Annotated in this window: 22 protein-coding genes; 13 read left to right on the top strand and 9 right to left on the bottom strand. The window is 70.7% G+C overall.

The genetic code is table 11. From position 1 onward, the window contains the following. Positions 1-312: 312 nt before the first annotated feature. Positions 313-570, top strand: coding sequence for a hypothetical protein (locus tag AB0B45_RS47020; protein WP_358144788.1), 258 nt, complete (start codon positions 313-315; stop codon positions 568-570). Positions 571-1150: 580 nt separating this feature from the next. On the opposite strand, the gene AB0B45_RS47015 is transcribed toward AB0B45_RS47020, so the two are convergent. Further along, positions 1151-1288 (bottom strand): hypothetical protein, encoded by a 138-nt coding sequence (locus AB0B45_RS47015; protein ID WP_358144786.1) that lies wholly within the window; start codon positions 1286-1288, stop codon positions 1151-1153. Positions 1289-1317: 29 nt separating this feature from the next. On the opposite strand from AB0B45_RS47015, the gene AB0B45_RS47010 reads away from it, so the two are divergent. From AB0B45_RS47010 to AB0B45_RS47000, 3 genes are all read left to right on the top strand, one after another. Further along, positions 1318-1464 carry a hypothetical protein gene (locus tag AB0B45_RS47010; RefSeq protein ID WP_358144784.1) on the top strand — a complete coding sequence of 49 codons (147 nt, stop codon included), beginning with the start codon at positions 1318-1320 and terminating at the stop codon, positions 1462-1464. Between the two features lie 456 nt (positions 1465-1920). Next, positions 1921-3312: an MFS transporter gene (locus AB0B45_RS47005; RefSeq protein WP_358144782.1), complete on the top strand. Its 1392-nt coding sequence runs from the start codon at positions 1921-1923 to the stop codon at positions 3310-3312. A gap of 63 nt (positions 3313-3375) precedes the next feature. Continuing rightward, entirely contained in the window at positions 3376-3999 is a 624-nt protein-coding gene (locus AB0B45_RS47000; RefSeq protein ID WP_358144780.1) for a TetR/AcrR family transcriptional regulator, read from the top strand. Here the strand turns inward: AB0B45_RS47000 and AB0B45_RS46995 are convergent. Together AB0B45_RS46995 and AB0B45_RS46990 are read right to left on the bottom strand one after the other, a co-directional pair. Then, positions 3956-4795: an alpha/beta fold hydrolase gene (locus tag AB0B45_RS46995; RefSeq protein WP_358144778.1), complete on the bottom strand. Its 840-nt coding sequence runs from the start codon at positions 4793-4795 to the stop codon at positions 3956-3958. The two genes, AB0B45_RS47000 and AB0B45_RS46995, sit on opposite strands and share 44 nt — an antisense overlap. A gap of 80 nt (positions 4796-4875) precedes the next feature. Further along, positions 4876-5919, bottom strand: coding sequence for a DUF4037 domain-containing protein (locus AB0B45_RS46990; RefSeq protein WP_358144776.1), 1044 nt, complete (start codon positions 5917-5919; stop codon positions 4876-4878). A gap of 168 nt (positions 5920-6087) precedes the next feature. On the opposite strand from AB0B45_RS46990, the gene AB0B45_RS46985 reads away from it, so the two are divergent. Then, entirely contained in the window at positions 6088-6435 is a 348-nt protein-coding gene (locus AB0B45_RS46985; protein WP_358144774.1) for a DUF3817 domain-containing protein, read from the top strand. Here the strand turns inward: AB0B45_RS46985 and AB0B45_RS46980 are convergent. The 3 genes from AB0B45_RS46980 to AB0B45_RS46970 all read right to left on the bottom strand — a co-directional run bounded on the left by AB0B45_RS46980 (position 6393) and on the right by AB0B45_RS46970 (position 11905). Then, on the bottom strand, positions 6393-7124 hold the full coding sequence (locus tag AB0B45_RS46980; protein WP_358144772.1) for a GNAT family N-acetyltransferase: 732 nt from the start codon (positions 7122-7124) through the stop codon (positions 6393-6395). The genes AB0B45_RS46985 and AB0B45_RS46980 overlap by 43 nt on opposite strands. Then, positions 7121-8551, bottom strand: a complete 1431-nt coding sequence (gene purB, locus AB0B45_RS46975) for an adenylosuccinate lyase (protein WP_358144770.1) — start codon at positions 8549-8551, stop codon at positions 7121-7123. The genes AB0B45_RS46980 and purB overlap by 4 nt, the downstream gene beginning before the upstream one ends. Before the next feature lie 129 nt (positions 8552-8680). Further along, positions 8681-11905 carry an efflux RND transporter permease subunit gene (locus AB0B45_RS46970; RefSeq protein ID WP_358144768.1) on the bottom strand — a complete coding sequence of 1075 codons (3225 nt, stop codon included), beginning with the start codon at positions 11903-11905 and terminating at the stop codon, positions 8681-8683. Between the two features lie 110 nt (positions 11906-12015). Here AB0B45_RS46970 and AB0B45_RS46965 point away from each other — a divergent pair, with 110 nt between their 5' ends. After that, the gene (locus tag AB0B45_RS46965; RefSeq protein ID WP_358144766.1) at positions 12016-12531 is read left to right on the top strand and encodes a MarR family transcriptional regulator; all 516 of its coding nucleotides are present in this window, start codon (positions 12016-12018) and stop codon (positions 12529-12531) included. Here the strand turns inward: AB0B45_RS46965 and AB0B45_RS46960 are convergent. Beyond that, a complete protein-coding gene (locus tag AB0B45_RS46960; protein ID WP_358144764.1) occupies positions 12498-12881 on the bottom strand; it encodes a MerR family transcriptional regulator in 384 nt (127 codons plus the stop codon). The genes AB0B45_RS46965 and AB0B45_RS46960 overlap by 34 nt on opposite strands. Positions 12882-12919: 38 nt before the next feature. Between AB0B45_RS46960 and AB0B45_RS46955 the strand changes: the two genes are divergently transcribed. Together AB0B45_RS46955 and AB0B45_RS46950 are read left to right on the top strand one after the other, a co-directional pair. Beyond that, the gene (locus AB0B45_RS46955) at positions 12920-14053 is read left to right on the top strand and encodes an MFS transporter (protein WP_358144762.1); all 1134 of its coding nucleotides are present in this window, start codon (positions 12920-12922) and stop codon (positions 14051-14053) included. A 25-nt stretch (positions 14054-14078) separates the two neighbouring features. Beyond that, on the top strand, positions 14079-14858 hold the full coding sequence (locus AB0B45_RS46950; RefSeq protein ID WP_358144759.1) for a GNAT family N-acetyltransferase: 780 nt from the start codon (positions 14079-14081) through the stop codon (positions 14856-14858). A 43-nt stretch (positions 14859-14901) separates the two neighbouring features. Here AB0B45_RS46950 and AB0B45_RS46945 read toward each other — a convergent pair whose 3' ends face one another. Then, positions 14902-17181 (bottom strand): ATP-binding domain-containing protein, encoded by a 2280-nt coding sequence (locus AB0B45_RS46945; protein WP_358144757.1) that lies wholly within the window; start codon positions 17179-17181, stop codon positions 14902-14904. A gap of 182 nt (positions 17182-17363) precedes the next feature. Beyond that, entirely contained in the window at positions 17364-18242 is an 879-nt protein-coding gene (locus AB0B45_RS46940; RefSeq protein ID WP_358144756.1) for an NAD(P)-dependent oxidoreductase, read from the bottom strand. 96 nt (positions 18243-18338) lie between these two features. Between AB0B45_RS46940 and AB0B45_RS46935 the strand changes: the two genes are divergently transcribed. From AB0B45_RS46935 to AB0B45_RS46915, 5 genes are all read left to right on the top strand, one after another. Further along, entirely contained in the window at positions 18339-19328 is a 990-nt protein-coding gene (locus AB0B45_RS46935; protein ID WP_358144755.1) for a helix-turn-helix domain-containing protein, read from the top strand. A 77-nt stretch (positions 19329-19405) separates the two neighbouring features. Beyond that, on the top strand, positions 19406-19747 hold the full coding sequence (locus AB0B45_RS46930; protein WP_358144754.1) for a YciI family protein: 342 nt from the start codon (positions 19406-19408) through the stop codon (positions 19745-19747). Position 19748: 1 nt separating this feature from the next. Beyond that, entirely contained in the window at positions 19749-20948 is a 1200-nt protein-coding gene (locus tag AB0B45_RS46925; RefSeq protein WP_358144752.1) for an RNA polymerase sigma factor, read from the top strand. A 32-nt stretch (positions 20949-20980) separates the two neighbouring features. Further along, positions 20981-21577: a helix-turn-helix domain-containing protein gene (locus AB0B45_RS46920; protein WP_358144750.1), complete on the top strand. Its 597-nt coding sequence runs from the start codon at positions 20981-20983 to the stop codon at positions 21575-21577. Position 21578: 1 nt separating this feature from the next. Further along, on the top strand, positions 21579-22289 hold the full coding sequence (locus AB0B45_RS46915) for an SRPBCC domain-containing protein (RefSeq protein ID WP_358144749.1): 711 nt from the start codon (positions 21579-21581) through the stop codon (positions 22287-22289). Positions 22290-22472 lie beyond the last annotated feature (183 nt).

The raw sequence follows: 22472 nt of genomic DNA, 5'->3' as shown, positions 1-22472 counted from the left end.
TCAGTTGCACTCGCGTCACGGAACAAGATCTACCGGTCCAGGCCTCACCACGAGGGCGAATCGACAGATTGATCACGACCCAATACGCGCCCTAGCGCCCAAACCCGGACCAATCTCCCCGAAGCCTGAAATGAGTACGCTATATCCATATATGTCGGTTCTATCATACTAAGAGTGTTTTAATAAGAGCGAAGGGCACTTTTACTTCTATTAGATTGCCTGCACCGTTAAATGCGGGTCTACTAGGTATTGCCCGGCCTTCAACCGATAAGGCTGAGCTGACATATCGACATCAAGAGGAAAGAGCTAAAAATGTTCAAGCAGCTCGTAGTCGGCGGCGCCCTGATCGCAGGGTTCACCGGCCTCGGCCTGGACGTTCCGGCCTATGCAGACGGCGGCCCCTGGCCGCCGGGCGTCAACAACGGGAACAATGCCATGCAGTCCCATAATGTGAATGTTTGTGGTAACCACGGCATTGGCGACATCGGCCTCAACCTCCTCAACGTTGGTGCGATCACCACCACCCACACCGAACCCGTGAGCTGCAATTTCTCGATCACGCAGAATTAGCTAAACCGCGAGCACTCCTCTATCTCGATCCGATGGGGCGGGGGTCGTGGCCACCGGCCACGACGCCCTCTTCGTTTCCATGACGGCCACGGCCAAGGACTGCCTCGCCGAGGTGGGTGGCGGCGCTGTGGCGGAGGGTTGAGGAACCTGCGAACAGCCGTTAGCGCCGAGAACGATCATGGAGCCTCGGCGCTGACTAGACACAACATCAGCTCTGTCCAGCCTCCGGAACCGCATCACCGCAGGTCGCCGCCCTGGAATCGATTCCCGCGCCATTCCGGTCCCGCGCACCGCACGGTGGCTGACCGCTGAAACCTCGGTCTACCGGGGGCGCGAACCCTGCCGATAACTCGCGGCGAGGCGTTACGACGCCAATCGGTTGGGGCCTCGGCAGAGCAGGGGCAACACCACAAGATCCTTCTCAGCGCCAACGGTTGTCCGCAGGTTCCTCAACCCCGTCTCCAGCGACGACACAGCCCCACTGCTCGATCGAGCGGCGGATGCCGGGCAGATCGTGGTCTTTCGGGTTCCGGGCGGCGCGGGGGATGTCGGGCGAGCGGCATGTGCTCGATCCTGCGCATCACTCGGCCCTGCCCAGGTTGATGATCCCGGAGGAGGCGAGCGTGGCCACCGCCGTGCTCCACACCCGCAGGGGGTGTTCCAGCCGGGGCCGTACGGCTCGCCGAGCAGGATCGAGGCGGTGCGTCCAGGGCGTCATCGACCGATGAGGTCTCCAGGTGCCGCACGGTGGCCAGCACGGTGGCCAGCACGGTGGCCAGCACGGTGGCCAGCACGGTGGCCAGCACGGTGGCCAGCACGGTGGCCAGCACGGTGGCCGCCTGCCGATCGCTCTCCAAATCCCGCAGTGTCGGCGCCTTGGAGGCCAGCCCGTAACGAGCCAACGCTGACAGCTTCACCGCCGGCACCGGCTCCTCTCGGACGGCCCCCGGCGCCCATGCCACCAATGTCGGCCACCCGATGCAGCTCCGCCACCATCACCCGGCCCGAGGCCCGCGTCGGCGCGGTGCGCAGCCGCTCCAGCTCCGAGACTCGCCAACATGCAGCAGCCCGGCCAGCCTCGTCCTCAGCTCCGGCCCCGAACGCTCGGCAAGCGTGCGATACAAATCGTCGTCAAGATCGTCCCTTTAGCGCCAAAATCCGGGCCGATCCTCCCCGGAGGCCGACCCGGCTCGCCGGTCGGCGGCCACAAGACGGTGGGCATGCTTCCCTCCTGCCACAAAGCCCGAGGACGTGGCCACCCCCGGTGATCTGACCGATAGTGAACGTTGCGTCTTCAAAAGGTGGGGCGTAGCCTCCCATAGAGAACGAACCGTCTCTAAGGGGGTTGTGGTGCGCCGATCGGTCACCCTCGTCCTGCCGGGCCTCGTGCTGTCCATGCTGCTCGGCGCCCTCGACCAGACGATCATGACCCCGGCGCTCCCCTCGATCGCCAACGAGCTCGGCGGCCTGCACCAGATGCCCGCCGTCGTCACCGCCTACCTCGTCGCCGCCACCGTCGTCATGCCCGTCTACGGCAAGCTCGGCGACCGCTTCGGCCGCAAACCCGTCATGCAGGCCGCCATCACCGTCTTCGTGGCAGGCGCGCTGCTGTGCTCCATCGCCACCTCCATGCCGCAACTGGTCACCTTTCGCGCGCTGCAGGGCATGGGCGGCGGCGGCCTCATGATCGGCGCGCAGGCCATCATCGGCGAGATCGTCTCCCCACGCGAACGCGGCCGCTACCTCGGCGTCATCGGCGCCGCCTACATCGTCGCCGCCGTCGGCGGCCCGCTGCTCGGCGGCTTCTTCGTCGACCAGCTCACCTGGCGGTGGATCTTCGCGATCTACCCGCCGCTTGGCCTGCTGGCCTTCGTGCTGCTGACCCTCACCCTGCGCCTGCCACGTCCCGCGGGCCGCCCGCCGATCGACTACGCCGGCACGATCACGCTGGCCACGGCCGTGGTCGCCTTCGTGCTGCTCGGCCAGACCCGCCACCCGGCCTGGCTGCTGCCTGCCGCCCTGGGCACGGCCGCCTGGCTGGTCACCGCGAGCAGGGCCGCCGACCCGGTGCTGCCGCTGCGGCTGTTTCGCCAGCGCGCCTTCGCCATCCCGGTAGCCATCAGCTTCCTGATCGGCTTCGCCCTGTTCGGCACCCTCACCTACCTGCCGGCCTTCCTGCAGATCGCGCTCGGCGCGGGCGCCGCCCAGGCGGGGCTGGTGGTGACGGCCCTGATGGCCGGAGTGCTGACGACCACGATCGTCAGCGGCCGCCTGATCACCCGCACCGGCCGCTACAAGTCCTACCCGGTGGCCGGCACGGCGCTGGCCTGCGCGGGCCTGACGCTGCTGGCCGTCCTGTCGGCCCACCTGTACGGCACGCCGTCGCCAGGCGCGGTCACCGCCGTCGCCGGGGCGATGGCACTCGTCGGGCTCGGCGTCGGCCTGGTGATGCAGGTGATGGTGCTGGCCACGCAGAACGCCGTCGACTACGCCGACCTCGGCGCCGCCACCTCCGCGGTGACGTTCCTGCGCCAGATCGGCGCCTCGGTGGGGGTGGCGGTGGCCGGCACGTTCATCACCTGGCGCCTGGACAGCGGCGGCGGTGAGGCCGCGGCCCTCGGTGAGGCGATGCCGCTGGTGGCGGCCCTGATGGCGCCGCTGCTGGCGGCGGCGTTCGCGCTGGCGGTCCTCCTGCCGGTGCGGGCGCTGCGCACCAGCGCCCATGTCGAACAACACGTATGAGAGAGGCTCGCAAGTCGCCGTCGGCGGGCGCGAGGGCCCGCGCACCGTTCCTAGGATCGAGACATGGTCACCGACCACCGCAAACAGCCGCGCCGGCGCGGCGAGACGCTCAACGCCGCCATCTTCCAGGCCGTGCTGGCCGAACTGGCCGAGGTCGGCTACGCGGGCATGACGATGGAACGGGTCGCCGAACGGGCCAGGACCGGCAAGGCGTCACTGTATCGGCGCTGGTCCAGCCGCATGCAGCTGGCCATGGAGGCCGTCTACCACGCCATGCCCGACCCGTCGCGGCCCGAGGAGACCGGCAGCCTGCGCGGCGACCTGCTGGCGCTGTTGCGCCGCAACGCCGAACTGCTGGCGGGCCCGGCGGGTGAGGCGTTGCGCGGGCTGCTGTCGGAGGTGCTGGCCGACCAGTCGCGCATGGCCGAGCTGCGCCGCCTGTCGCACGGCAGCGGCCGCAGGGCGATGGCCGAGGTGGTGCGCAGGGCGGTGGAGCGGGGCGAGGTGGACGCCTCGGCGGTGACCGCGCGCAGGCTGGAGGCCGGGCAGGCGATGCTGCGCCACCAGTTCCTGTCCCATGGCGTGCCCATCCCCGACGAGGCGGTCGTGGAGATCGTGGACGAGGTGCTGGTGCCGCTGCTGCTCAGCCCGCCCGCCGCGACAGCAGGGGCGACAGGAAGCCGGTGAGCAGCGCGGTGACCTGCTCGGGCCGCTCCAGCGGCGGCAGGTGACCGGTATCGGGCAGGTCGACGCGGCGGGCGCCGCCGATGCACGACGACAGCAGGTCCGAGACCTGCTGGATGCCCGGCACGTCGGCCAGCCCGTTGATCACCAGCGTCGGCGCCCGCACCTCGCCCAGCCTGCCGGCCGCCGGCGGATCCAGCAGCCTCTCGGCCACGGCGGGGCCGCGCCACAGCCGCTCGAAGACGCCCTCGCACATCGTCACCGCCCGCTGCCACACCTGCTCGGAAAGGTCCCCGCGCCCGCGTTCGGGACCGGCGACCTGCCACAGCACCTGCGCCCGCGCCATCGCCAGCGCGTCACCCTCCTCGACATCGGCGCCGCCCTCGCGGTAGCGGGCCAGGCGCTCGGCGGGCACCGCGCTGTGCACCCGCTCACGCGCCTGGGCCAGCATCTCCTGCGGCCAGATGTGCCCGGCCAGACCCGAGGCGACCAACGCCAGCGCGCTCACCCTGGCCGGGGCGGCCAGCGCGGCCTCCACCGCGTACGCGCCGCCCATCGAGCAGCCCACCAGCGCCGCCCGCTCGAGCCCGAGCTCGTCCATCAACGCCAGCAGGTCCTCATGGTGGCACGGCTCCTGTTCCGGGTCGCCGGAGCGGCCGTAGCCGCGCCAGTCGTAGCGGATCACCCGGTGGGTGGCCGCCAGCGCGGCGAACTGGTGATCCCACATGCGGCGGTCGGCGATGCCGGCGTGGATCAGGATCACCGCGGGCCCTCGGCCCGCCTGCTCGAAGCTCAGCATCCCGGCAACCTAGCGCGGCCACCGCCGCCGCCGCGATCATGTTCGCTGCGGGCGCGCGTGCGTGCGGGCTGGCGGCGTGTTCAGGCGGCCGCCTGCGCGGGGGTGAGCGCGGCCAGGGTCAGCGCCCTGGCCCTGGCGGGCACGGTGAGCACGTCCACGTTGTCGCACAACTGGTCGACGCTGCCCGTCGGCGCCAAAGCGCCGATGTCGGGGTCGCGGATCGACTCCAGCAGGCAGGCGGCGAACCGGTCGCCGCCGATCACCTGAAAAGGCCTGGAGTGAAAGCCCCGCACCGCCGGATCCAGCGGCATGGTCAGCGCGATCCTGTTGTGCACCGCCGCCAGGCGCTGGTATGCCTCGCACAACGCCTGCTCCCTGTGATGGTAGGAGCGCGCCTGCAGCGCCCCGCTCAGGGCCCGGCCGAGTTCGGCAGCTCCCGACAGGCGCGCCAGCGCGCTGCCCAGCCACTTGGCGTACGGCGGATACCTCTTGCGTTGCAGTAACGCCAGCCGCATCACCTGCCTGACCAGCCCAGCCGCCAGCGCCGCCGAGCCCAGCTCGTCGCCCACCTCCGCGCACCTGCCGGGAAAGGACTCCTCGGCGCCGATACGCCGCCACTGGCAGGCCAGCACATACCGCCACACGTCGTCGGGATACCAGCGCAGCGCCTGCCGTACGGCATGCAACTCGCCGAGCCCGTCGTGGAAGACCTCTCCCCCGGTGACCTCGGCCAGCGCCTGCCAACTGGCCGACAGCCAGTCCAACGTCGTGATCCGCCCACGCGGATCGAAGCCGAGCCGTCCGCTCAGCCACCCGCCCAACTCCTCCACCCGCACGCCATGACGCAGCAACCCCCGCTGGGCGAACACGGTCGGATACCCGCCGAAGGAGGCCGGCAGACCCGCCGTCACCCGCGCCTCCACCTCGGCGACCGCCTCCGGCCGCACGAACAGCAGCACCCGCGGCCCCCAGTCGTGGTCGGCGCTGCGTTCGGTGTCGAAGGCCTGCACCTCCGACCCGGGACCGATCAGCGCGGCACTGTGCGCGACATCGGCCGCCAGCGGCGCCACCACGTCGGCGTAGAAGGCGCGGCTCAATTCAAGACCAGGCACAAATCCAGACATCACTATGTCAACTGTGCCTGACCCTCACCGGAACCTCACCCGATTTTCCCCGCACCCCCGCTGACAGGCCCACACACCGCCACGGAGGGCGCCACACCCTGCCGCTAGGCTGACTCGCGGTCAACCGAAAACCCAGCGAAAGGGCCCCTATCGTGCTGCGCCTGTTCCGTGCCGTCGCCATCGCCGAAGCCTGCTCCTGGGCCGGCCTGCTGGCAGGCATGTTACGTCAAGTACATCGCCCAGGCCGGCGAGGTGGGGGTGAAGGTGTTCGGCCCGATCCACGGCGGCCTGTTCCTGCTGTACCTGGCGGCGGTGCTGCTGACCGCCCGCGAGCTGGGCTGGTCGCGCGCCACCATCACGGTGGGCCTGGCCTGCGCGGTGCCGCCGTTCGCGACGATCTGGTTCGAGCGCCGCCAGATGCGCCGCGAGCGCGCCCTCCAGCCCGCCGCTCAGCCCGCGGTTCAGCCCGCGGTTCAGCCCGCAACGGCCGAGACCGTCACCGGCCGCCTGCGGTAACCCAGCGCCGCGTACAGGCGCAACGCGGCCTCGTTGTGATCGTCGACCATCAGCGCCGCCCTGCCGTGCGCGGCCACCAGCCGCCCGCTGAGCCACCTGCACACCCGCCCCGCCAGCCCCCTGCCGCGCAGCGCCGAGGCGGTGGCGACCCCCGCCATGAACCCGACCGTCGGCGCGCTCCAGGCGTCGGCGGCGACCGCGGCCAACGCCCCCTCCACCCGCGCCCCCGCCCACCGGGCGACCCCCGGCCTGCCGGGCGCGGCGTAGGAGTCCGGGGCGTCGGCGGCCAGCAACCGGGCGATCTCGCCGTCGTAGGCGCCCTCCAGCCACGACACGCCGTCGCTGGGGCCGATCGGCAGATGGTCCAGGCTCATCCACGAGAACGCCGCCACCCGCTCCATCCCCTCCACCCGGCCCGCGACCGCCTCGACCAGGCCCGCCTCACCGAGGGGCCGGTAGGTCGGGCCGAGCTCGGCCAGCGCGTGCCGTACCAGATCGGCGGCATCGGCCGGATGCCCCCACACCGCCATCCGGTCGCGGCGGGAGATGTCGGCGGCCGCGGCCAGCACCGCCTGGCCGCCCGCCCACGCCCGCGCCCCGCCCGCCAGATCCTGCGCCGCCCACACCACCAGGTCGTCATCGCCACAGGCGTCCGCGACCTGCCGCGGCGTCAGCAGTTCGTGGATCACAGGATGGCACCGGGAGCGTAGGCGGCGGCCTGCGGGTAACGGGCGACGATCCGACCCACCTGCTGGGAGACGGCCTCCACCTGATCGGCGGCGGCGCCGGTGAAGGACACCCGGTCATCCAGCAGCGCCTCCAGCTGCGCGCGACCCAGCGGGAACCGCTCATCGGCCGCCAGCCGCTCCAGCAGCGCGTTGGCCGCCCCCTCAGAGCGCATCGCCAGCGCGGAGGCCACCGCGTGCTCCTTGATCAGCTCGTGGGCCTGCTCGCGGCCCACCCCCGCGCGCACGGCCGCCATCAGCATCTTCGTCGTGGCCAGGAACGGCAGGTAGCGGTCCAGCTCGGCGGAGATGACCGCGGGGAAGGCCCCGAACTCGGCCAGCACCGTCAGCATGGTCTCCATCAGCCCGTCGAAGGCGAAGAACGCATCCGGCAGCGCCACCCGGCGAACCACCGAGCACGACACGTCGCCCTCGTTCCACTGATCGCCGGCCAGCTCCGCCGTCATCGAGGCATAGCCCCGCAGGATCACCGTCAGCCCGTTGACCCGCTCGCACGAGCGGGTGTTCATCTTGTGCGGCATCGCCGACGAACCGACCTGGCCCTCCTTGAACCCCTCAGTGACCAGCTCGTGCCCGGCCATCAACCTGATCGTCTTGGCCAGCGAGCTGGGCGCGGCGGCCAGCTGCACCAAAGCGGTGACCACCTCGAAATCCAGCGAACGCGGATAGACCTGGCCAACACTGGTCAAACGCCGCTCGAAGCCCAGGTGGGCGGCCACCCCGTCCTCCAGCGCCGCCAGCTTCTCACGGTCGCCGCCGAGCAGGTCCAGCATGTCCTGGGCGGTGCCGACCGGGCCCTTGATGCCGCGCAGCGGATAGCGGGCGATCAGCTCCTCCAGCCTGGCGAAAGCCACCAGCAGCTCGTCGGCGGCGCTGGCGAACCGCTTGCCCAGCGTGGTGGCCTGGGCGGCGACGTTGTGGGAACGGCCCGCCATCACCGACGCCTCGTACTGCTCGGCCAGCGACGCCAGCCGCGCCAGCAAGGCGACGGCGCGCTCGCGCACCAGCAGCAGGCTGTCGCGGATCTGCAACTGCTCGACGTTCTCGGTCAGGTCACGCGAGGTCATGCCCTTGTGGACGTGCTCGTGCCCGGCCAGCGCGTTGAACTCCTCGATACGCGCCTTCACATCGTGTCTGGTCAGCCGCTCCCGCTCGGCGATGGAGGCCAGATCGACCTGCTCCAGCACCTTCTCGTAGTCGTCGATGGCCTGCCCGGGCACCGCCACCCCCAGCTCGGCCTGCGCCTTCAGCACCGCCAGCCACAGCCGCCGCTCGGCGACGACCTTCGACTCGGGAGACCACAGGCGGGCCAGCTCGGCAGAGGCGTAGCGGGCGGCCAGAACGTTCGGGATGCGCGGCTTGGAAGTCACGTTGCCCCAGTGTATTGGCCCGCCCCGCGCCGGCCGCGCAGCGGGGTCACACACCCGCTGAAGGGGCGCCGCCGCCCAGCCAGAGGCCCGGCGGGCAGCAACCCCGCCGGGCCGAGCACCACATCAGGCTCAGGCGGGCGCGCCCACCTTCTCCTTGGCGTGCGCCGGCGCCGCAGGGCCACCCCGGCGCAGCCGCTCCTTGGTCCGCTCCACCATCGTGTACAACGTCGGCACCAGCACCAGCGTCAGCAGCGTCGAGGAGATCAACCCGCCGATCACCACGATCGCCAACGGCTGCGAGATGAACCCGCCAGAACCGGTCACCCCCAGCGCCATCGGCGTCAACGCGCAGATCGTCGCCACAGCCGTCATCAGGATCGGCCGCAACCGGCGCCTGCCGCCCTCGATCACCGCCTCCACCACGCCCAGACCCTGATCCCGATACTGGTTGATCAGGTCGATCAGCACGATCGCGTTGGTCACCACGATCCCGATCAGCATCAGCATGCCGATCAACGCCGGAACCCCCATCGGCGTACCGGTCACCAGCAGCAGCCCCAGCGCGCCCGTCGCCGCGAACGGCACCGACACCAGCAGGATCAGCGGCTGCACGAAGCTCCGGAACGCCGCCACCATGATCATGAAGACGATCGCGATCGCCGCCAGCATCGCCACCCCCAGATCCGCGAACGCGTCGGCCTGATCGGCCGACACACCGCCGATCGTGTACGAGGCCCCCGCCGGCAGCGCCAGCCCGTCCAGCTTGGCCGTCAACGCCTGCGTGAGAGTGCCCAGGTCACTGGCCGAGGCCTTCGCCGACACCGTCGCCGACCGCTCCCCGTCGATCCTGGTGATCTGCGTCGGCCCCTCCACCTGCGACACCTTGGCCACCTGCGACACCTTCACCGCGCCGACCTTGAGCTTCTCCACCTCCTCGATGTCCTCAGGCGCGTCGCCGCCACGCAGGATCAGATCGCTGGCGATACCGTCCAAGGTCAGCTGGCCCAGCGGCGCGCCCCTGAAGGCCTGCGCCACCACCTGCCCGACCTGCGCCTCACTGACGCCCTTCTCGGCCGCCTTCTTCCTGTCGACGACGACCTCGATACGCGGCGCACTCGACTCCAGGTCCGAGGAGACGTCCCGCAGCCCCGACACCTGCCCGACAGCCGTCGACACCTGCCCGGCCGCGCTGCGCAACGTCTCGGCGTCCGGCGCCTGCACGATCACATCGATGGAATCGGAGCCGAAGCCGCCGCCGCCCTGCCCTCCGACGGTCACCTCACCGATGTCCGACAGGCCCTTCAACTCCTCGCGCAGCCGCTCCTCCACCGCCCCGCTGTCGCTGCCCTCGGCCACCGACACCGAATAGGACGCCCGGTCGGCGCCACCGCCCGCCCCGCCGCGCATGGCGTTACCGCCGCCCACGTTCACCTGATACGACTCCACGCCGTCCAGGCCCGCCAGTACCTTCTCCACCTGCTTGGCCGCGGCGTCCGTGACCGCCAGATCCGTGCCCGCCGGCATCTTCTGGCTCACCGAGATCGTGTCCTGACCGGAGGAGTCGATGAAGTTGGTCTCCAGCCTGCCCGCCAAACCCATCGTGCCCGCGAACACCACCACCCCGATCAGCAACGTCACCAGCCGCCTGCGCGTCGCGAAACGCAGCACCGGCAGATACATCCGCTGCAGCGGGCTGCGCAACTCCTTGGCCTCGGCCGCCTCACGCACCGCCCTCGCCTGCTCCGGCTCCAACGCCGGCGCCTTCAAGAACCAGTAGGCCAGCACCGGGATCACCGTCAGCGACACCAGCAGCGAGGCCAGCAACGCCACCGTCACCGTCATCGCGAACGGCGAGAACAGCTCACCCACCATGCCGCCCACGAACGCGATCGGCGCGAACACCGCCACCGTCGTCAGCGTCGAAGCCGTCACCGCACCCGACACCTCACGCACCGCCGCCGTCACCGCGGTGCGCTTCGGCTCGCCGTAGCCGAGATGACGCTTGATGTTCTCCAGCACCACGATCGAGTCGTCGACCACCCGGCCCACCGCGATCGTCAGCGCGCCCAGCGTCAACATGTTCAGCGAGTAGTCGCCCGCCCACAACGCGATCAGCGCGATCACCACCGACAGCGGGATCGACACCGCCGTCACCAGCGTCGAACGCACCGACAACAGGAACACCAGGATCACCAGCACGGCGAAAGCCAGCCCCAGCAGACCCTCGGTCGTCAGATCCTCGATCGAACGCTCCACATACGGCGCCTGGTCGAAGATGACCGTCGCCTTCGCACCCAGCGCCGACTCCATCGCCGGAAGCTTCTCCCGTACGGCATGCGAGATCGCCACCGCGTTGCCGTCCGGCGTCATCGTCACCGACACACCCAGACTCGGCTCACCATTGGTGCGCGTCAACGTCGTCGCATCGCTCTTGCGCCGCTCGACCTCGGCCACATCACCGAGCTTGACCGGCTTCGGCGGCTTGGGCGGCTTCGGCGCGGCCTGCACCGGCGCCTGCCCCTGGCCTGGCGGCATCGCCCTGCCCTGCGCCTGCTGCGCCTGGGCCTGCGCTTGAGCCTGCGCCGGGGTGGGGGTAGCGGCCTGCGCGGACGCCGCCGGCACCAGATACAGCTCCTTCAACGCCTCAACCGACTCGATCCGCGAGCCCACCTGCACCGTCAGCGCCTTGCCCGACTCATTCAGCGTCCCCGCCGGCACCGGAGTCCCGTTGGCCTTCAGTACCTCGGGAATCTGCGCCGCCGACACGCCCTTCTTGGCCATCTTCTTGGCATCCGGCGTGATCACCACCGTCTCGTCCCTGGCGCCGGTGACCTCCGCCTCGCGCACCCCGTCGATGCCCTGCAGCTCCGGCACCATGACCCGGCCCAGCTTGTCGGCCATCTCCCGCTCGTCGCCGCCGTCGCCCACCGCCAGCACCAGAACCGGGATGTCGTCGGTGTTGCCCGCCACCACCTGCGGATCGACACCGTCGGGCAACTGCGCCCTGATCCTGCCGATCGCCGTCTGCATCGAGGCCACCGACTCCTCGATGTCGGTGCCGTAGGCGAAGGAGACCTGAACCTGCGCCAGCCCCTCCTTCGACGTCGAGGTCATCTCCTCCAGACCGTCGATACCGGAGAAGGAGTCCTCGATCGGCTTGGTGACCTGATCCTCCACGATCTCGGGAGAGGCCCCGGCGTAGGGCGCGATGACGAACGCGCCGGGAAACGACAGCGACGGCAGCAACTGCTGCTTCAGCTGCGGGATCGTGAAGGCGCCGAACGCGCTCAACACGATCGCCACCAATATGACGAGACTGCGGTTGGCAAGGCTCAACCGGGCAAGAGCTGTCATCCGGGTCCTCACAGGCGAATGGCAAAGAATTCGCCCCAGACTAACACTTTGCCTTGAGCGAATATTTAGCCACATGCTGCTTTCCTGATAACCTTCTCAGGAAGCGAGAGGTGAGAGTGGACCACGAACGCGACGCCCTGATCCGACAGATCAGCGACACCCAACGCGCCATCGGCCGCGTCTTCGCGCAGGACCGATCCTCACCCCTGTTCAGCTCCAACCTCACCATGCGCCAGCTCAAAGTCGTCATCCTGCTGGCCTGCACAGGCTCCGCCTCAGGCCAAGACCTGGCCACCAACCTCGGCGTCGGCCTGGCCACCGTCACCGGCATCGTCGACCGCCTCATCGGCCACGGCCTCGTCACCCGCCACGAAGACCCCCACGACCGCCGCGTCCGCCGCGTCGAACTCACCGACCAAGGCCGCGCCCTCATCGAACAGATCAACGACGTCGGCCTACGCCACTACCGGCGCATCATGCAACACCTCGACACCGACACCCTGCGCACCCTCGCCGACATCACCGCCAAGATCGCCGCCATCGCCACCGACCTGCCACCCTGGCACGACGACGACACCCAACGCGTCCCCGCTCAAAGCGACTCAGGCCGCACCGCCGCCAGATAAGCCACCAACGCATCCCTGTTACGCGACAGGCAATCGATCCGCGCCTGAATCCGCTCCACCTCACCCCGCAACAACCCCTCCAACTCCGCCGTTACACACGCCGGAGCCACATGGATCACCTCGGGACCATCAAGGAACGGCAGAATCCGCCGAATGATCTCCGTCGTCAACCCCGAGTCCAGCAACCCCCTGATCTGCTGCACCCGCACCACCGCCGCCTCGCCATACCACCGGTAGCCATTGTCCGAACGCCCCGGATCCAGCAGAGACTGCTCCTCGTAATACCGCAACATCCGCGTCGGCACCCCCGTACGCCGCGACAACTCACCAATCCTCACAACCACCCCCATTTGCCTTCACACTGATGTGAAGGTCCAACCATGGTCGCATGCCGGCCCCACTACCACTCGGCGGACTGCTGGCCCTGTTCAGCGCGGCCTTCACCGCCGTCATGACCGAACTCCTGCCAGCAGGCCTCCTCCCCCAGATCAGCCACGACCTCCACACCACCCCCACCGCCACCGGCCTCCTGGTCACCGGCTACGCCATCACCTCCAGCGCCGCCGCCATCCCCGTCACCACCGCCCTGCGCACCCTGCCCCGACGCCCCGTCCTACTCACCGTCCTGACCGGCTTCGCCACCCTCAACCTCCTCACCGCCCTGTCCACCTCCTACCCCCTCACCTTCACCGCCCGCCTGCTCGCCGGCGTCATGGGCGGCACCCTGTGGGCCATGCTCGTCGGCTACGCCACCCGCATCGTCCCCGCCACCCACCGCGGCCGCGCCATCGCCATAGTCTCGGCCGGCATCACCATCGCCCTGTGCGCCGGCATCCCCGCCGGCACCGCCCTGGCCCAAACCCTCGGCTGGCGCACCACCTTCGCCGCCCTCTCAGCCCTCGCCCTCCTGCTCATGGCCTGGGTACGCCTGAAGGTCCCCAACCTCCCCGGCGAAAATCCCACCCACCACCTCCCACTGCGCCAGGTCAGCCGCCTGCCCGGCATCAGAGCCGTCCTGACCCTCACCCTCCTCGCGCTGCTCGCCCACCAGGCCATGTACACCTACATCGCCCCCTACGCCCAGCACACCGGCAACCGCACCGACCTGGCCCTGCTCACCTTCGGCATCGCCACCGTCGCCGGCATCTGGATCACCGGCGCCCTCATCGACCACCACCCCCGCGCCACCCTCCACACCGCCATCGCCCTGCTCACCCTCGCGATGCTCACCCTCGCCCTCCTGCCCGCCGCGCTCCTACCCGCCGCCGCCGTCTGGGGAACCGCCTTCGGCGCCGCCCCCACCCTCCTGCAAACAGCACTCGTCAGCGCCTCAGGCCCCGAACACGCCGACATCGCCACCTCCATGCAGACCACCGTCTACAACCTGGGCATCGCCGCCGGCTCCCTGACCGGCGGCCTCGCCCTGCAAACCGCAGGACCAGCCGCCCTGCCATGGACGGCACTACTCATCCTCACCACCACCTGGCGCATCCTTCCCTCGATCAGATACACCAGGCAGTGACACCAACCCCTCATGAAACGACCCCATGAACCCCAAAGACGTCCTCGCCCTCCACGACCACCAACTCCGCCGACACGCCCAACCCGACGACCCCCACACCACCCTCGAACTCACCCACGGGGTCCTCCGCCAGACCAGCACCACCCACGGCTGGAACGGCGTCATCTGGTCCGACCTCGACCACACCACCGCCGACGCCGCCATCGCCGACCAACTCCGCCACTACGCCGGCCGAGCCTTCGAATGGAAGCTCTACGCCCACGACCAACCCACCGACCTCGCCCAACGCCTGCAGGCGGCAGGCTCCACCCCCGAACCCGCCGAAACCCTCATGGCCGCTGACATCCGCGACCAGCCCACCACCATCGACCTGCCCGAAGGCGTCCACCTGCGGCCCGTCACCGACACCACCGACATCGAACTCATGCTGGAAGTCCACCAGCAGGCCTTCGGCACCAGCCCCGCCCACCTCGGCCACCACCTGCGCACCCAGCTGGCCGACGCACCCCACACCATCGCCGCCGTCCTCGCCATGGCAGGCGAACGCCCCGTCAGCGCCGCCCGCCTGACCCTCCACCCCGGCACCGACTTCGCCGGCCTCTGGAGCGGCGGCACCGCACCAGACTGGCGAGGACGCGGCATCTACCGCGCCCTCGTCGCCTACCGCGCCCGCATCGCGGCCGAACGCGGCTACCGCTACCTGCAGGTCGACGCCTCCGACGACAGCAGGCCCATCCTGGAACGCCTCGGCTTCATCCCCTTGACCACCACGACGCCGCACGTGTTTTTCGGAGAGAGTCTTTAGTCCTTGAATGGTGGCCGACCTCCGGTCGGCCCGCCCCACTCCTTTACAAAGTAGATTTCATCCGTCCGAGAACGTCGGGCAGCGGGCCCTCGTGGACCACGGTCAGCCGCCTGGTCGCCCTCGTCATCGCGACGTACAGGTCCCTGGCAGACTGGGCGAGGATCCCCGCCGGATCGACCACCACCACGGCGTCGAACTCCAGCCCCTTCGACCGCGTGACCGTCAACGCCACCACGGGCGCGTCGAGATCGTCGCTGCCCGGCAGCAGCGCCGCCACCGCCGCGTGCACGGCGTCGGAGGTCACCACCCCGACCCTGCCCTCCCCGATCTCGCCTCGCTCCCGCTCCACCAGCGCCGCGACCTCATCGAGCCCCGCCTGTACGGCCAGCGGCCGAGCGCCGCCCTGCCGTACGGACTCGGGCGGCAGCAGAGCGGGATCGACGGCGCGCAGCACGTCGGCGGCCACCTCCATGATCTCCACCGGCGTGCGGTAGTTGACCAGCAGCCTCTCCTCCCGCCACCTGCCGGCCAGATAGGGGTCGAGCATCTCCCCCCACGAGCGCGCCCCCGCGGCCGAACCGGTCTGCGCGACGTCGCCCACCACCGTCAACGACAGGGCGGGAACCCTGCGCATGACCACGCGCCATGCCATCGGCGACAGCTCCTGCGCCTCGTCGACGATCACGTGCCCGTAGGCCCACGTACGGTCGGCGGCCGCCCTGTCGGCCGTCGTCAGCCCGTCGCCGCCGCCGTCGTGGCGCTCGGCCAGCGCCGCGGCCTCCATCAGCCCCTCCTCCGCCAGACCCGAGGAGACCAGCACCTCCCGCGCGTACAGCTCGGCCTCCTCCCGGGCCAGATCCGCCTCCCGCGCCGCCGCCCTGGCCGCGGCGTCGTCCTCGCCCAGCAGCTCGGCCGCCTCGTCCAGCAGCGGAACGTCGCCGACCGTCCACGCCGCGCCCGCGGGCCGCAGCAGCACCTCCCAATCCAGGTCGGGAGCGGCCGAGGCCAGCCGCTCGGCAGAAGACAGCAGCTCCGCGACCAGGCGCTGCGGCGTCAACATCGGCCACAGCTCCTCCAGCGCCGCCCGCACCTCAGGAAACGACCACAGCCGCTCGGCCTCGTAGGCCAGATCCTGCTCGGTGTAGGGGTCCTGGGCGGCCGGCAGCTCGCGCTCCAGCTCGGCCGCCTCCTCGGCCGACATGAAGTTCTCCAGCGCCAGCGACTCCTCCATCCCCGCCAGCAGGTCGCGAGCCAGCTCCCTCAGCAGCTCGGTGACCAGCAGCTTGCGCGCCAGGTTGTGCGGCAGCCGTACCGCGCGCGCCCTGTCCCTGATGCTCACGCAGCGCTCGTGCGCCACCCGCAGCGGCGTGCCGTCCACCTCGATCTCGAGGTCGCCGTCGGGCACCCGCTGCCGATCCCGTACGGCGGCCGCCACCACCCGCGCCATCCGCACATCGCCCTTGACCACCGCCACCGCCGCGGGTTCTGCGGCCACGGCACGCACGCCGGGGAACAGCTCGCCCACCGTGGCCATCACCACCTGCGTCTCGCCCAGCGCGGGCAGCACCTGCTCGATGTAGCGCAGGAACATGGTGTTGGGGCCGACGACGAGCACGCCGCGCCGTTCCAGCGTGTCGCGGTGGGCGTACAGCAGGTAGGCGGCTCTGTGCAGCGCCGCCACCGTCTTGCCGGTGCCGGGACCGCCCTGCACCACCAGCGCCCCCTGCAGACCCGAGCGGATCACCCTGTCCTGCTCGGTCTGGATGGTGGCCACCACGTCGCCCATCCGTCCCGTACGGCCGCGCCGCAGCGCCGCCATCAACGCCGCCTCGCCCACCAGCGTGCGCCGCTCGCCGTCGCTCATCCCCTCCAGGTCGAACACCTCGTCGTCGAGGCCGACGACGGTGCGCTCCTTCAGGTGCAGGTGACGGCGGCGCACCAGGCCGCCCGGCTCGCCGGGCGTGGCGATGTAGAAAGGCCTGGCGGCCGGGGCCCGCCAGTCGATCAGCACCGACTCGTGCTCCTCGTCGCGCAGCCCGATGCGGCCGATATAGGTGGTGGCGCCGTCCCTGTCGTCGATCCTGCCGAAGCACAGGCCCCGCTCCACCCCCGACAGCCGGGACAGCCGGCGGGCCTGCTCGGCGGCGGCGACCTCGCGCTCGACCCTGCCCTGCACGTTCGCCACCGCGCCGCCGAGCCCGAACACCTCCCGCAGCGTCTGCTCGGCCCGACGCCTCGCGGCGTCGAGCCTGCCGTAGAGCATCGTGACGCGCACCTGCTCGGTCCTGATGGCCTCGGTCACTCCATCTTGACGAATCGACATGCGACTGTTACCCTCCAGGTGTAGAGGTTTAGCAGCCTCTGTTTGGCGTGCCTAATCTTGAGAGCTTACCCGACGGGTGGCTCACCGCACGCCGATTCCCTGCCACGCCCCAGCGGTTCGTCCTGGCGGCATGATTCACCGCCCTCGCGACGCTCCTCGACCTGGTGATCGACGCGGCTTGTTCACGCGGGGCTCCGCAGCACCTCGATGATGCTGCCGAAGCTGTCCGAGCCGTGCCCCGCCGCCCTGGCCCGCAGCATGGTGTCCTTCAGCAGCTCGGGCAGCGCGTTGTCGACGCCCCGCTTCTGTGCGGCGTGGATGAGGTGGTCGATCGTGACGATCTGCACGTCCACCGTGGCGTCGTCGCCCGGGTAACGGCCCTCGTCCACCTGCGCCGCGTACCTGGTCAGGAAGCCCGCCACCGCGCCCAGCCAGCGGATCGCGACCGGGGTGAACACGGTGGCCTCGACCTTGTCGGCGCCGACCACCGCCGTGCCGTGCAACCACCCGGTCATCGTCGCCCACATCAGTCCGAGCAGCGCCGCGTCGTACAGAGACGCCGTGCCGGGGTCGGCGCCCAGGTGCACGGGGTCGCCCAGCGCCGCCAGAATCGCACGACGAGCCTCGAAGACCTCCGCCGAGCCGCTGTAGAGGATCATCATCTCCTGGCTGCCGACCCCCGGCGGCGTCGTCATGATGGCGCCGTCGAGGTAGCCGGCGCCGTGCGAGCGCGCCCAGCCGTCCATCTGCCGCGCCTGCTCGGGAGAGCCCGAGGTGAGGTTGACCAGCTGCCTGCCCTCGAGCGAGCCGGCGACGGGATCCAGCACGCCGTGCAGCGCGTCGTAGTCGAGGACGCAGGCGATCACCAGGTCGGCGGCCTCGACCGCCTCTCGCGGCGTCGCCGCCACCCGCGCGCCCCGGGCCGCCAGGGCCTCTGCCTTGCCCGCCGAGCGGTTCCACACCGTCGTCTCCACACCCTTGTCCAGGAGGGCGGCGGCCAGGGCCGACCCCATCGAGCCCAGTCCGATCACGGTCACCCGCATGTCACAACACTCCTTCATGTTCGGTTTGCCTGCTCCACGCTCGCAGGGCGAGCGGGACCGCGACAGTGACACCGGTGACGGCCGCCACCAAATTCCTGCCATACGCTGGGGGCCATGGGTGCTGGATCCGTCGCCGTGGTCGTGACCGAGGACATCGACGTCCCCTCGTGGGACCTGTACGAGCTGAGCATCCCGTGCACGGTCTTCGGCAAACCACAGCCGGACCTGGCCGACCCCTGGTACGACCTGCGGCTGTGCGGGACGGGAGCCACAGGACGGGACGGCGCCGCCGTACCGGGACTGGCGCTGCGCACCCCCTACGGCCTCGACGACCTCGCCGGCGCCGACACCGTCATCGTGCCGTCGGTGCCCGACGCCTGCGTCGAGGACGGCGCTCCGCTGCCGCCCGCGCTGATCACCGCCCTGCGCCGCGCCTACGACGCCGGCGCGCGCATGGTGTCGCTGTGCACCGGCGCCTTCGCCCTGGCCGAGGCGGGCCTGCTGGACGGGCGCCGCGCCACCGCCCACTGGATGCACACCGCGCAGCTGGCCGAGCGCTACCCGAAGGTGCAGGTCGACGACTCGGTGCTGTACGTCGACGACGGCGACGTGCTGACCAGCGCGGGCCTGACCGCGGGCCTCGACCTGTGCCTGCATCTCGTACGGCGCGACCTCGGCGCGCACGTCGCCAACCAGCTGGCCCGCCGCATGGTCGTACCCGCCCACCGGCCCGGCGGCCAGTCCCAGTACATCGACCTGTCGGTGCCAGCCACCGACGACAGGGGCATGGCGCCCGTCCTGGACTGGGCCCGCGCCCGCCTCGACCAGCCGCTCACCGTCGAGGAGCTGGCCCGGCAGGCCGCGATGAGCCCGCGCACCTTCTACCGCCGCCTGCAGGCCGCCACCGGGATGACGCCGCTGCAGTGGCTGCTCAACCAGCGCCTGAGCAGGGCGCAAAGCCTGCTGGAGTCGACCGACCTGCCGATCGAGAAGGTGGGCGAGCTCAGCGGCCTCGGCACCGCCAACAACCTGCGCCACCACTTCCTCAAGCAGGTCGGGGTCTCGCCGAGCGACTACCGGCGCGCCTTCCCCCGGACGAGCTAGCGGATTGTCCCGAGCGTGGTGTCGATCCTGCGGCGAGCCGTTCGTGTAGAGGGTGACAAGACATCCAGGAGGTCATCATGAAGCGATACCTGCTCAGCATCTACCAGCCCGACGGCGAGCCGCCCGCGCCCGGCGACCTCGCGGCGATCATGCGCGACGTCGACGCCTGGGACCAGGAGCTCAAGGCCGCGGGCGCATGGGTGTTCACCGGACGTCTGCACCCCGCCGGCACCGCCACCGTGGTGCGCCCCCAGAACGGCCGGCCGCTGCTGACCGACGGGCCGTACGTCGAGGGCAAGGAGCACATCGGCGGCTTCGTCGTCATCCAGGCGCCCGACCTGGACGCGGCCCTCGAATGGGGCCGCAAGGCCGCCCTCGCCACCACCCTGCCGATCGAGGTCCGTCCCCTCCAGGACTGACGTGCCCACCATCGAAGGCGTCTTCCGCCAGGAGTACGGCCGCGCGGTCGCCGTCCTGGTCCGCTACTTCGGCGACATCGACCTCGCCGAGGAGGCGGTCCAGGACGCCTTCACCGAGGCGACGCGCCGCTGGCCGGAGACGGGCATGCCGCCCAGCCCGGCCGGCTGGATCATCACCACCGCCCGCAACCGCGCCATCGACCGCCTGCGCCGCGAGTCCTCGCGACAGGACCGTCACGCCCAGGCCGCGCTCCTGCTGGCCCCCGACGAGCCCGTGCTGGAGGGGCCCGTGCACGACGACAGGCTCCGGCTCATCTTCACCTGCTGCCATCCCTCGCTCGCGCCCGCCGCGCAGGTCGCGCTGACGCTGCGGCTGCTGGGTGGCCTGAGCACCGGCGAGATCGCCCGTGCCTTCCTGGTGCCCGAGGCGACCATGGCCCAGCGGCTCGTCCGCGCCAAGGGCAAGATCCGCGACGCGGGGATCCCCTACCGCGTGCCCCGCGAGGCCGACCTGCCCGACCGGCTGCGCGCCGTCCTGGCCGTCCTCTACCTGATCTTCAACGAGGGGTACGCGGCCAGCGCGGGCGGGCGTCTGGTGCGTGAGGAGCTGTGCGCCGAGGCCATCAGGCTGGGCAGACTGCTGGCCGAGCTCATGCCCGACGAGGGCGAGGTCTGGGGGCTGCTGGCGCTGATGATGCTGCTGCACTCGCGCCGCGCCGCCCGCGCCGACGACCACGGCCGCCTGGTACGGCTGGCCGAGCAGGACCGCGCGCTGTGGGATCGCGACCTCGTCGCCGAGGGCCAGGCGATCGTCCGCGCCTGCCTGCGCCGCGACCAGCCCGGCCCCTACCAGATCCAGGCCGCGATCAACGCCGTGCACAGCGACGGCCCCGCCACCGACTGGCGGCAGGTCCTGGCCCTGTACGACCAGCTGATGGCCATCGCGCCGGGCCAGGTCGTGGCGCTCAACCGGGCGGTGGCGGTGGCGGAGGTGACCGGGCCGGCGGCGGCGCTGGAGCTGGTCGACGAGCTTGATCTGGGCGCCTTCCACCTCTTCCACGCCATCCGCGCCGACCTGCTGCGGCGCCTCGGCCGCACGGGGGAGGCCGGGACGGCCTACGCGGCGGCGATCGCCCTGGCGGGCAACGACGCCGAGCGCTCCTTCCTCCAGAGCCAGGCCGACAGCCTCCCTCATCATTGACAAGAAATATTGTCGGTGAGAGAGTGGGAGGCATGTTCGACGTGACGGTGATCGAGGACCCCGCGGCCGCCGAGGCCTCGCTGGACCCGATACGCGCCAGGCTCCTGGCCGAACTCGCCGACCCCAACTCAGCCACCACGCTGGCAGCGAAAGTCGGCCTGCCCCGGCAGAAGATCAACTACCACCTCAAGACCCTCGAGAAGCACGGTCTGGTCGAGCTCGTCGAAGAGCGCAGGAAGGGCAACGTCACCGAGCGCGTCATGCGCGCCACCGCCTCCTCCTACGTCATCTCCCCCCGCGCCCTGGCCAGTGTCCAGCCCGACCCCAGCCGCGCGCCCGACCGCCTGTCGGCCCGCTGGCTGCTGGCCATCGCCGCCAGGCTCGTCAGCGACGTCGGCCTGCTCATCACCGGCGCGGCCAAGGCCCGCAAGCGCGTGGCCACCTTCGCCATCGACGGACAGGTCCGCTTCGCCTCGGCCGCCGACCGCGCCGCCTTCGCCGAGGAACTGACCCACGCCGTCTCCGCTCTCGTGAGCAAGTACCACGACGAATCCGCCGAAGGCGGGCGCGATCACCGCGTCATCGTCGCCGTCCATCCCAGCGTCAACCAGCACACCCAGGAGTCCTGACATGTCACACGAGTTCGAGCTCCAGCACGAGCTCTCCCTGGAGGCGACCCCCGAACAGGTATGGGACGCCATCACCACAGGACCCGGCATCGACTCCTGGTTCATGGGCCGCAACCAGGTGGAGGACGGCGTCATCCGCACCGCGTTCGGCGACTACAACCCCGCCAATGCCATCACCGTGTGGGAACCGGGCAAGCACCTGGCCGCCAGGGCGCCCGTCGCCGACGACGGCCGCTTCATCGCCTACGAGTTCCTCATCGAGGGCCGCTCCGAAGCCAGCACCGTCGTGCGCGTCGTCACCAGCGGCTTCCTGCCGGGCGATAACTGGGAGAACGAGTTCGAGGCCATGACCACCGGCCTGGCGCTGTTCTACGCCACCCTCGCCGAGTACCTCACGCACTTCACCGGGCGCACCGCCGTACCCGTGACCGCCTTCGGGCCGACCGACTACAACAGCCTCGTCGCGGGCCTCGGCGACCCCGCTGCCGGCGACCCGATCACCATCACCCCGCCGGGACGGCAGCCCACCTCGGGCGTCGTCTACTACACCAACACCCAGACCCTGGGCATCCGCACCGACGACGCCATGTACCGCTTCGTCAACGGCTTCGGCGGCGAGACCGTCGCCCAGCACCACCTGTTCACCCCCGGTGCCGACGCCGACGAGGCCGACCGCGCGTGGACCGCGTGGCTGGCCGAACACGCCTCCTGACGCCGAAGGCGCCGGACCCCATCAGGGGGTCCGGCACCTTCGGGTTGGCGAGGCCCCCGGGTGTCGAGCGTGGGCCTCGCGCATCGCACCAGGGTGACCGTCCAGGCCGGGCCCGCGAACCGGTGCGCGACCACTCCGGCGCCCCTGCCCGCCGCCCGAAGGCCTAGCATGGCGATGAAGATC

The sequence above is a fragment of the Nonomuraea sp. NPDC049152 genome (assembly GCF_040648355.1).
Lineage (GTDB): Bacteria > Actinomycetota > Actinomycetes > Streptosporangiales > Streptosporangiaceae > Nonomuraea.
This window is presented reverse-complemented; position numbering and strand designations above follow the sequence as displayed.

What these genes read in the sequence shown, in the direction of transcription:
- AB0B45_RS46920 (WP_358144750.1), top strand. Translation starts at nt 20,981, where the DNA reads ATGTTCGACGTGACGGTGATCGAGGACCCCGCGGCCGCCGAGGCCTCG.
- AB0B45_RS46950 (WP_358144759.1), top strand. Translation starts at nt 14,079, where the DNA reads ATGAACCCCAAAGACGTCCTCGCCCTCCACGACCACCAACTCCGCCGA.
- AB0B45_RS46960 (WP_358144764.1), bottom strand. Translation starts at nt 12,881, where the DNA reads ATGGGGGTGGTTGTGAGGATTGGTGAGTTGTCGCGGCGTACGGGGGTG.
- AB0B45_RS46930 (WP_358144754.1), top strand. Translation starts at nt 19,406, where the DNA reads ATGAAGCGATACCTGCTCAGCATCTACCAGCCCGACGGCGAGCCGCCC.
- AB0B45_RS46940 (WP_358144756.1), bottom strand. Translation starts at nt 18,242, where the DNA reads ATGAAGGAGTGTTGTGACATGCGGGTGACCGTGATCGGACTGGGCTCG.
- AB0B45_RS46955 (WP_358144762.1), top strand. Translation starts at nt 12,920, where the DNA reads ATGCCGGCCCCACTACCACTCGGCGGACTGCTGGCCCTGTTCAGCGCG.
- AB0B45_RS46915 (WP_358144749.1), top strand. Translation starts at nt 21,579, where the DNA reads ATGTCACACGAGTTCGAGCTCCAGCACGAGCTCTCCCTGGAGGCGACC.
- AB0B45_RS47000 (WP_358144780.1), top strand. Translation starts at nt 3,376, where the DNA reads ATGGTCACCGACCACCGCAAACAGCCGCGCCGGCGCGGCGAGACGCTC.
- AB0B45_RS46945 (WP_358144757.1), bottom strand. Translation starts at nt 17,181, where the DNA reads ATGTCGATTCGTCAAGATGGAGTGACCGAGGCCATCAGGACCGAGCAG.
- AB0B45_RS47015 (WP_358144786.1), bottom strand. Translation starts at nt 1,288, where the DNA reads ATGACGCCCTGGACGCACCGCCTCGATCCTGCTCGGCGAGCCGTACGG.
- AB0B45_RS47020 (WP_358144788.1), top strand. Translation starts at nt 313, where the DNA reads ATGTTCAAGCAGCTCGTAGTCGGCGGCGCCCTGATCGCAGGGTTCACC.
- AB0B45_RS46970 (WP_358144768.1), bottom strand. Translation starts at nt 11,905, where the DNA reads ATGACAGCTCTTGCCCGGTTGAGCCTTGCCAACCGCAGTCTCGTCATA.
- AB0B45_RS46990 (WP_358144776.1), bottom strand. Translation starts at nt 5,919, where the DNA reads ATGTCTGGATTTGTGCCTGGTCTTGAATTGAGCCGCGCCTTCTACGCC.
- AB0B45_RS46935 (WP_358144755.1), top strand. Translation starts at nt 18,339, where the DNA reads ATGGGTGCTGGATCCGTCGCCGTGGTCGTGACCGAGGACATCGACGTC.
- AB0B45_RS46995 (WP_358144778.1), bottom strand. Translation starts at nt 4,795, where the DNA reads ATGCTGAGCTTCGAGCAGGCGGGCCGAGGGCCCGCGGTGATCCTGATC.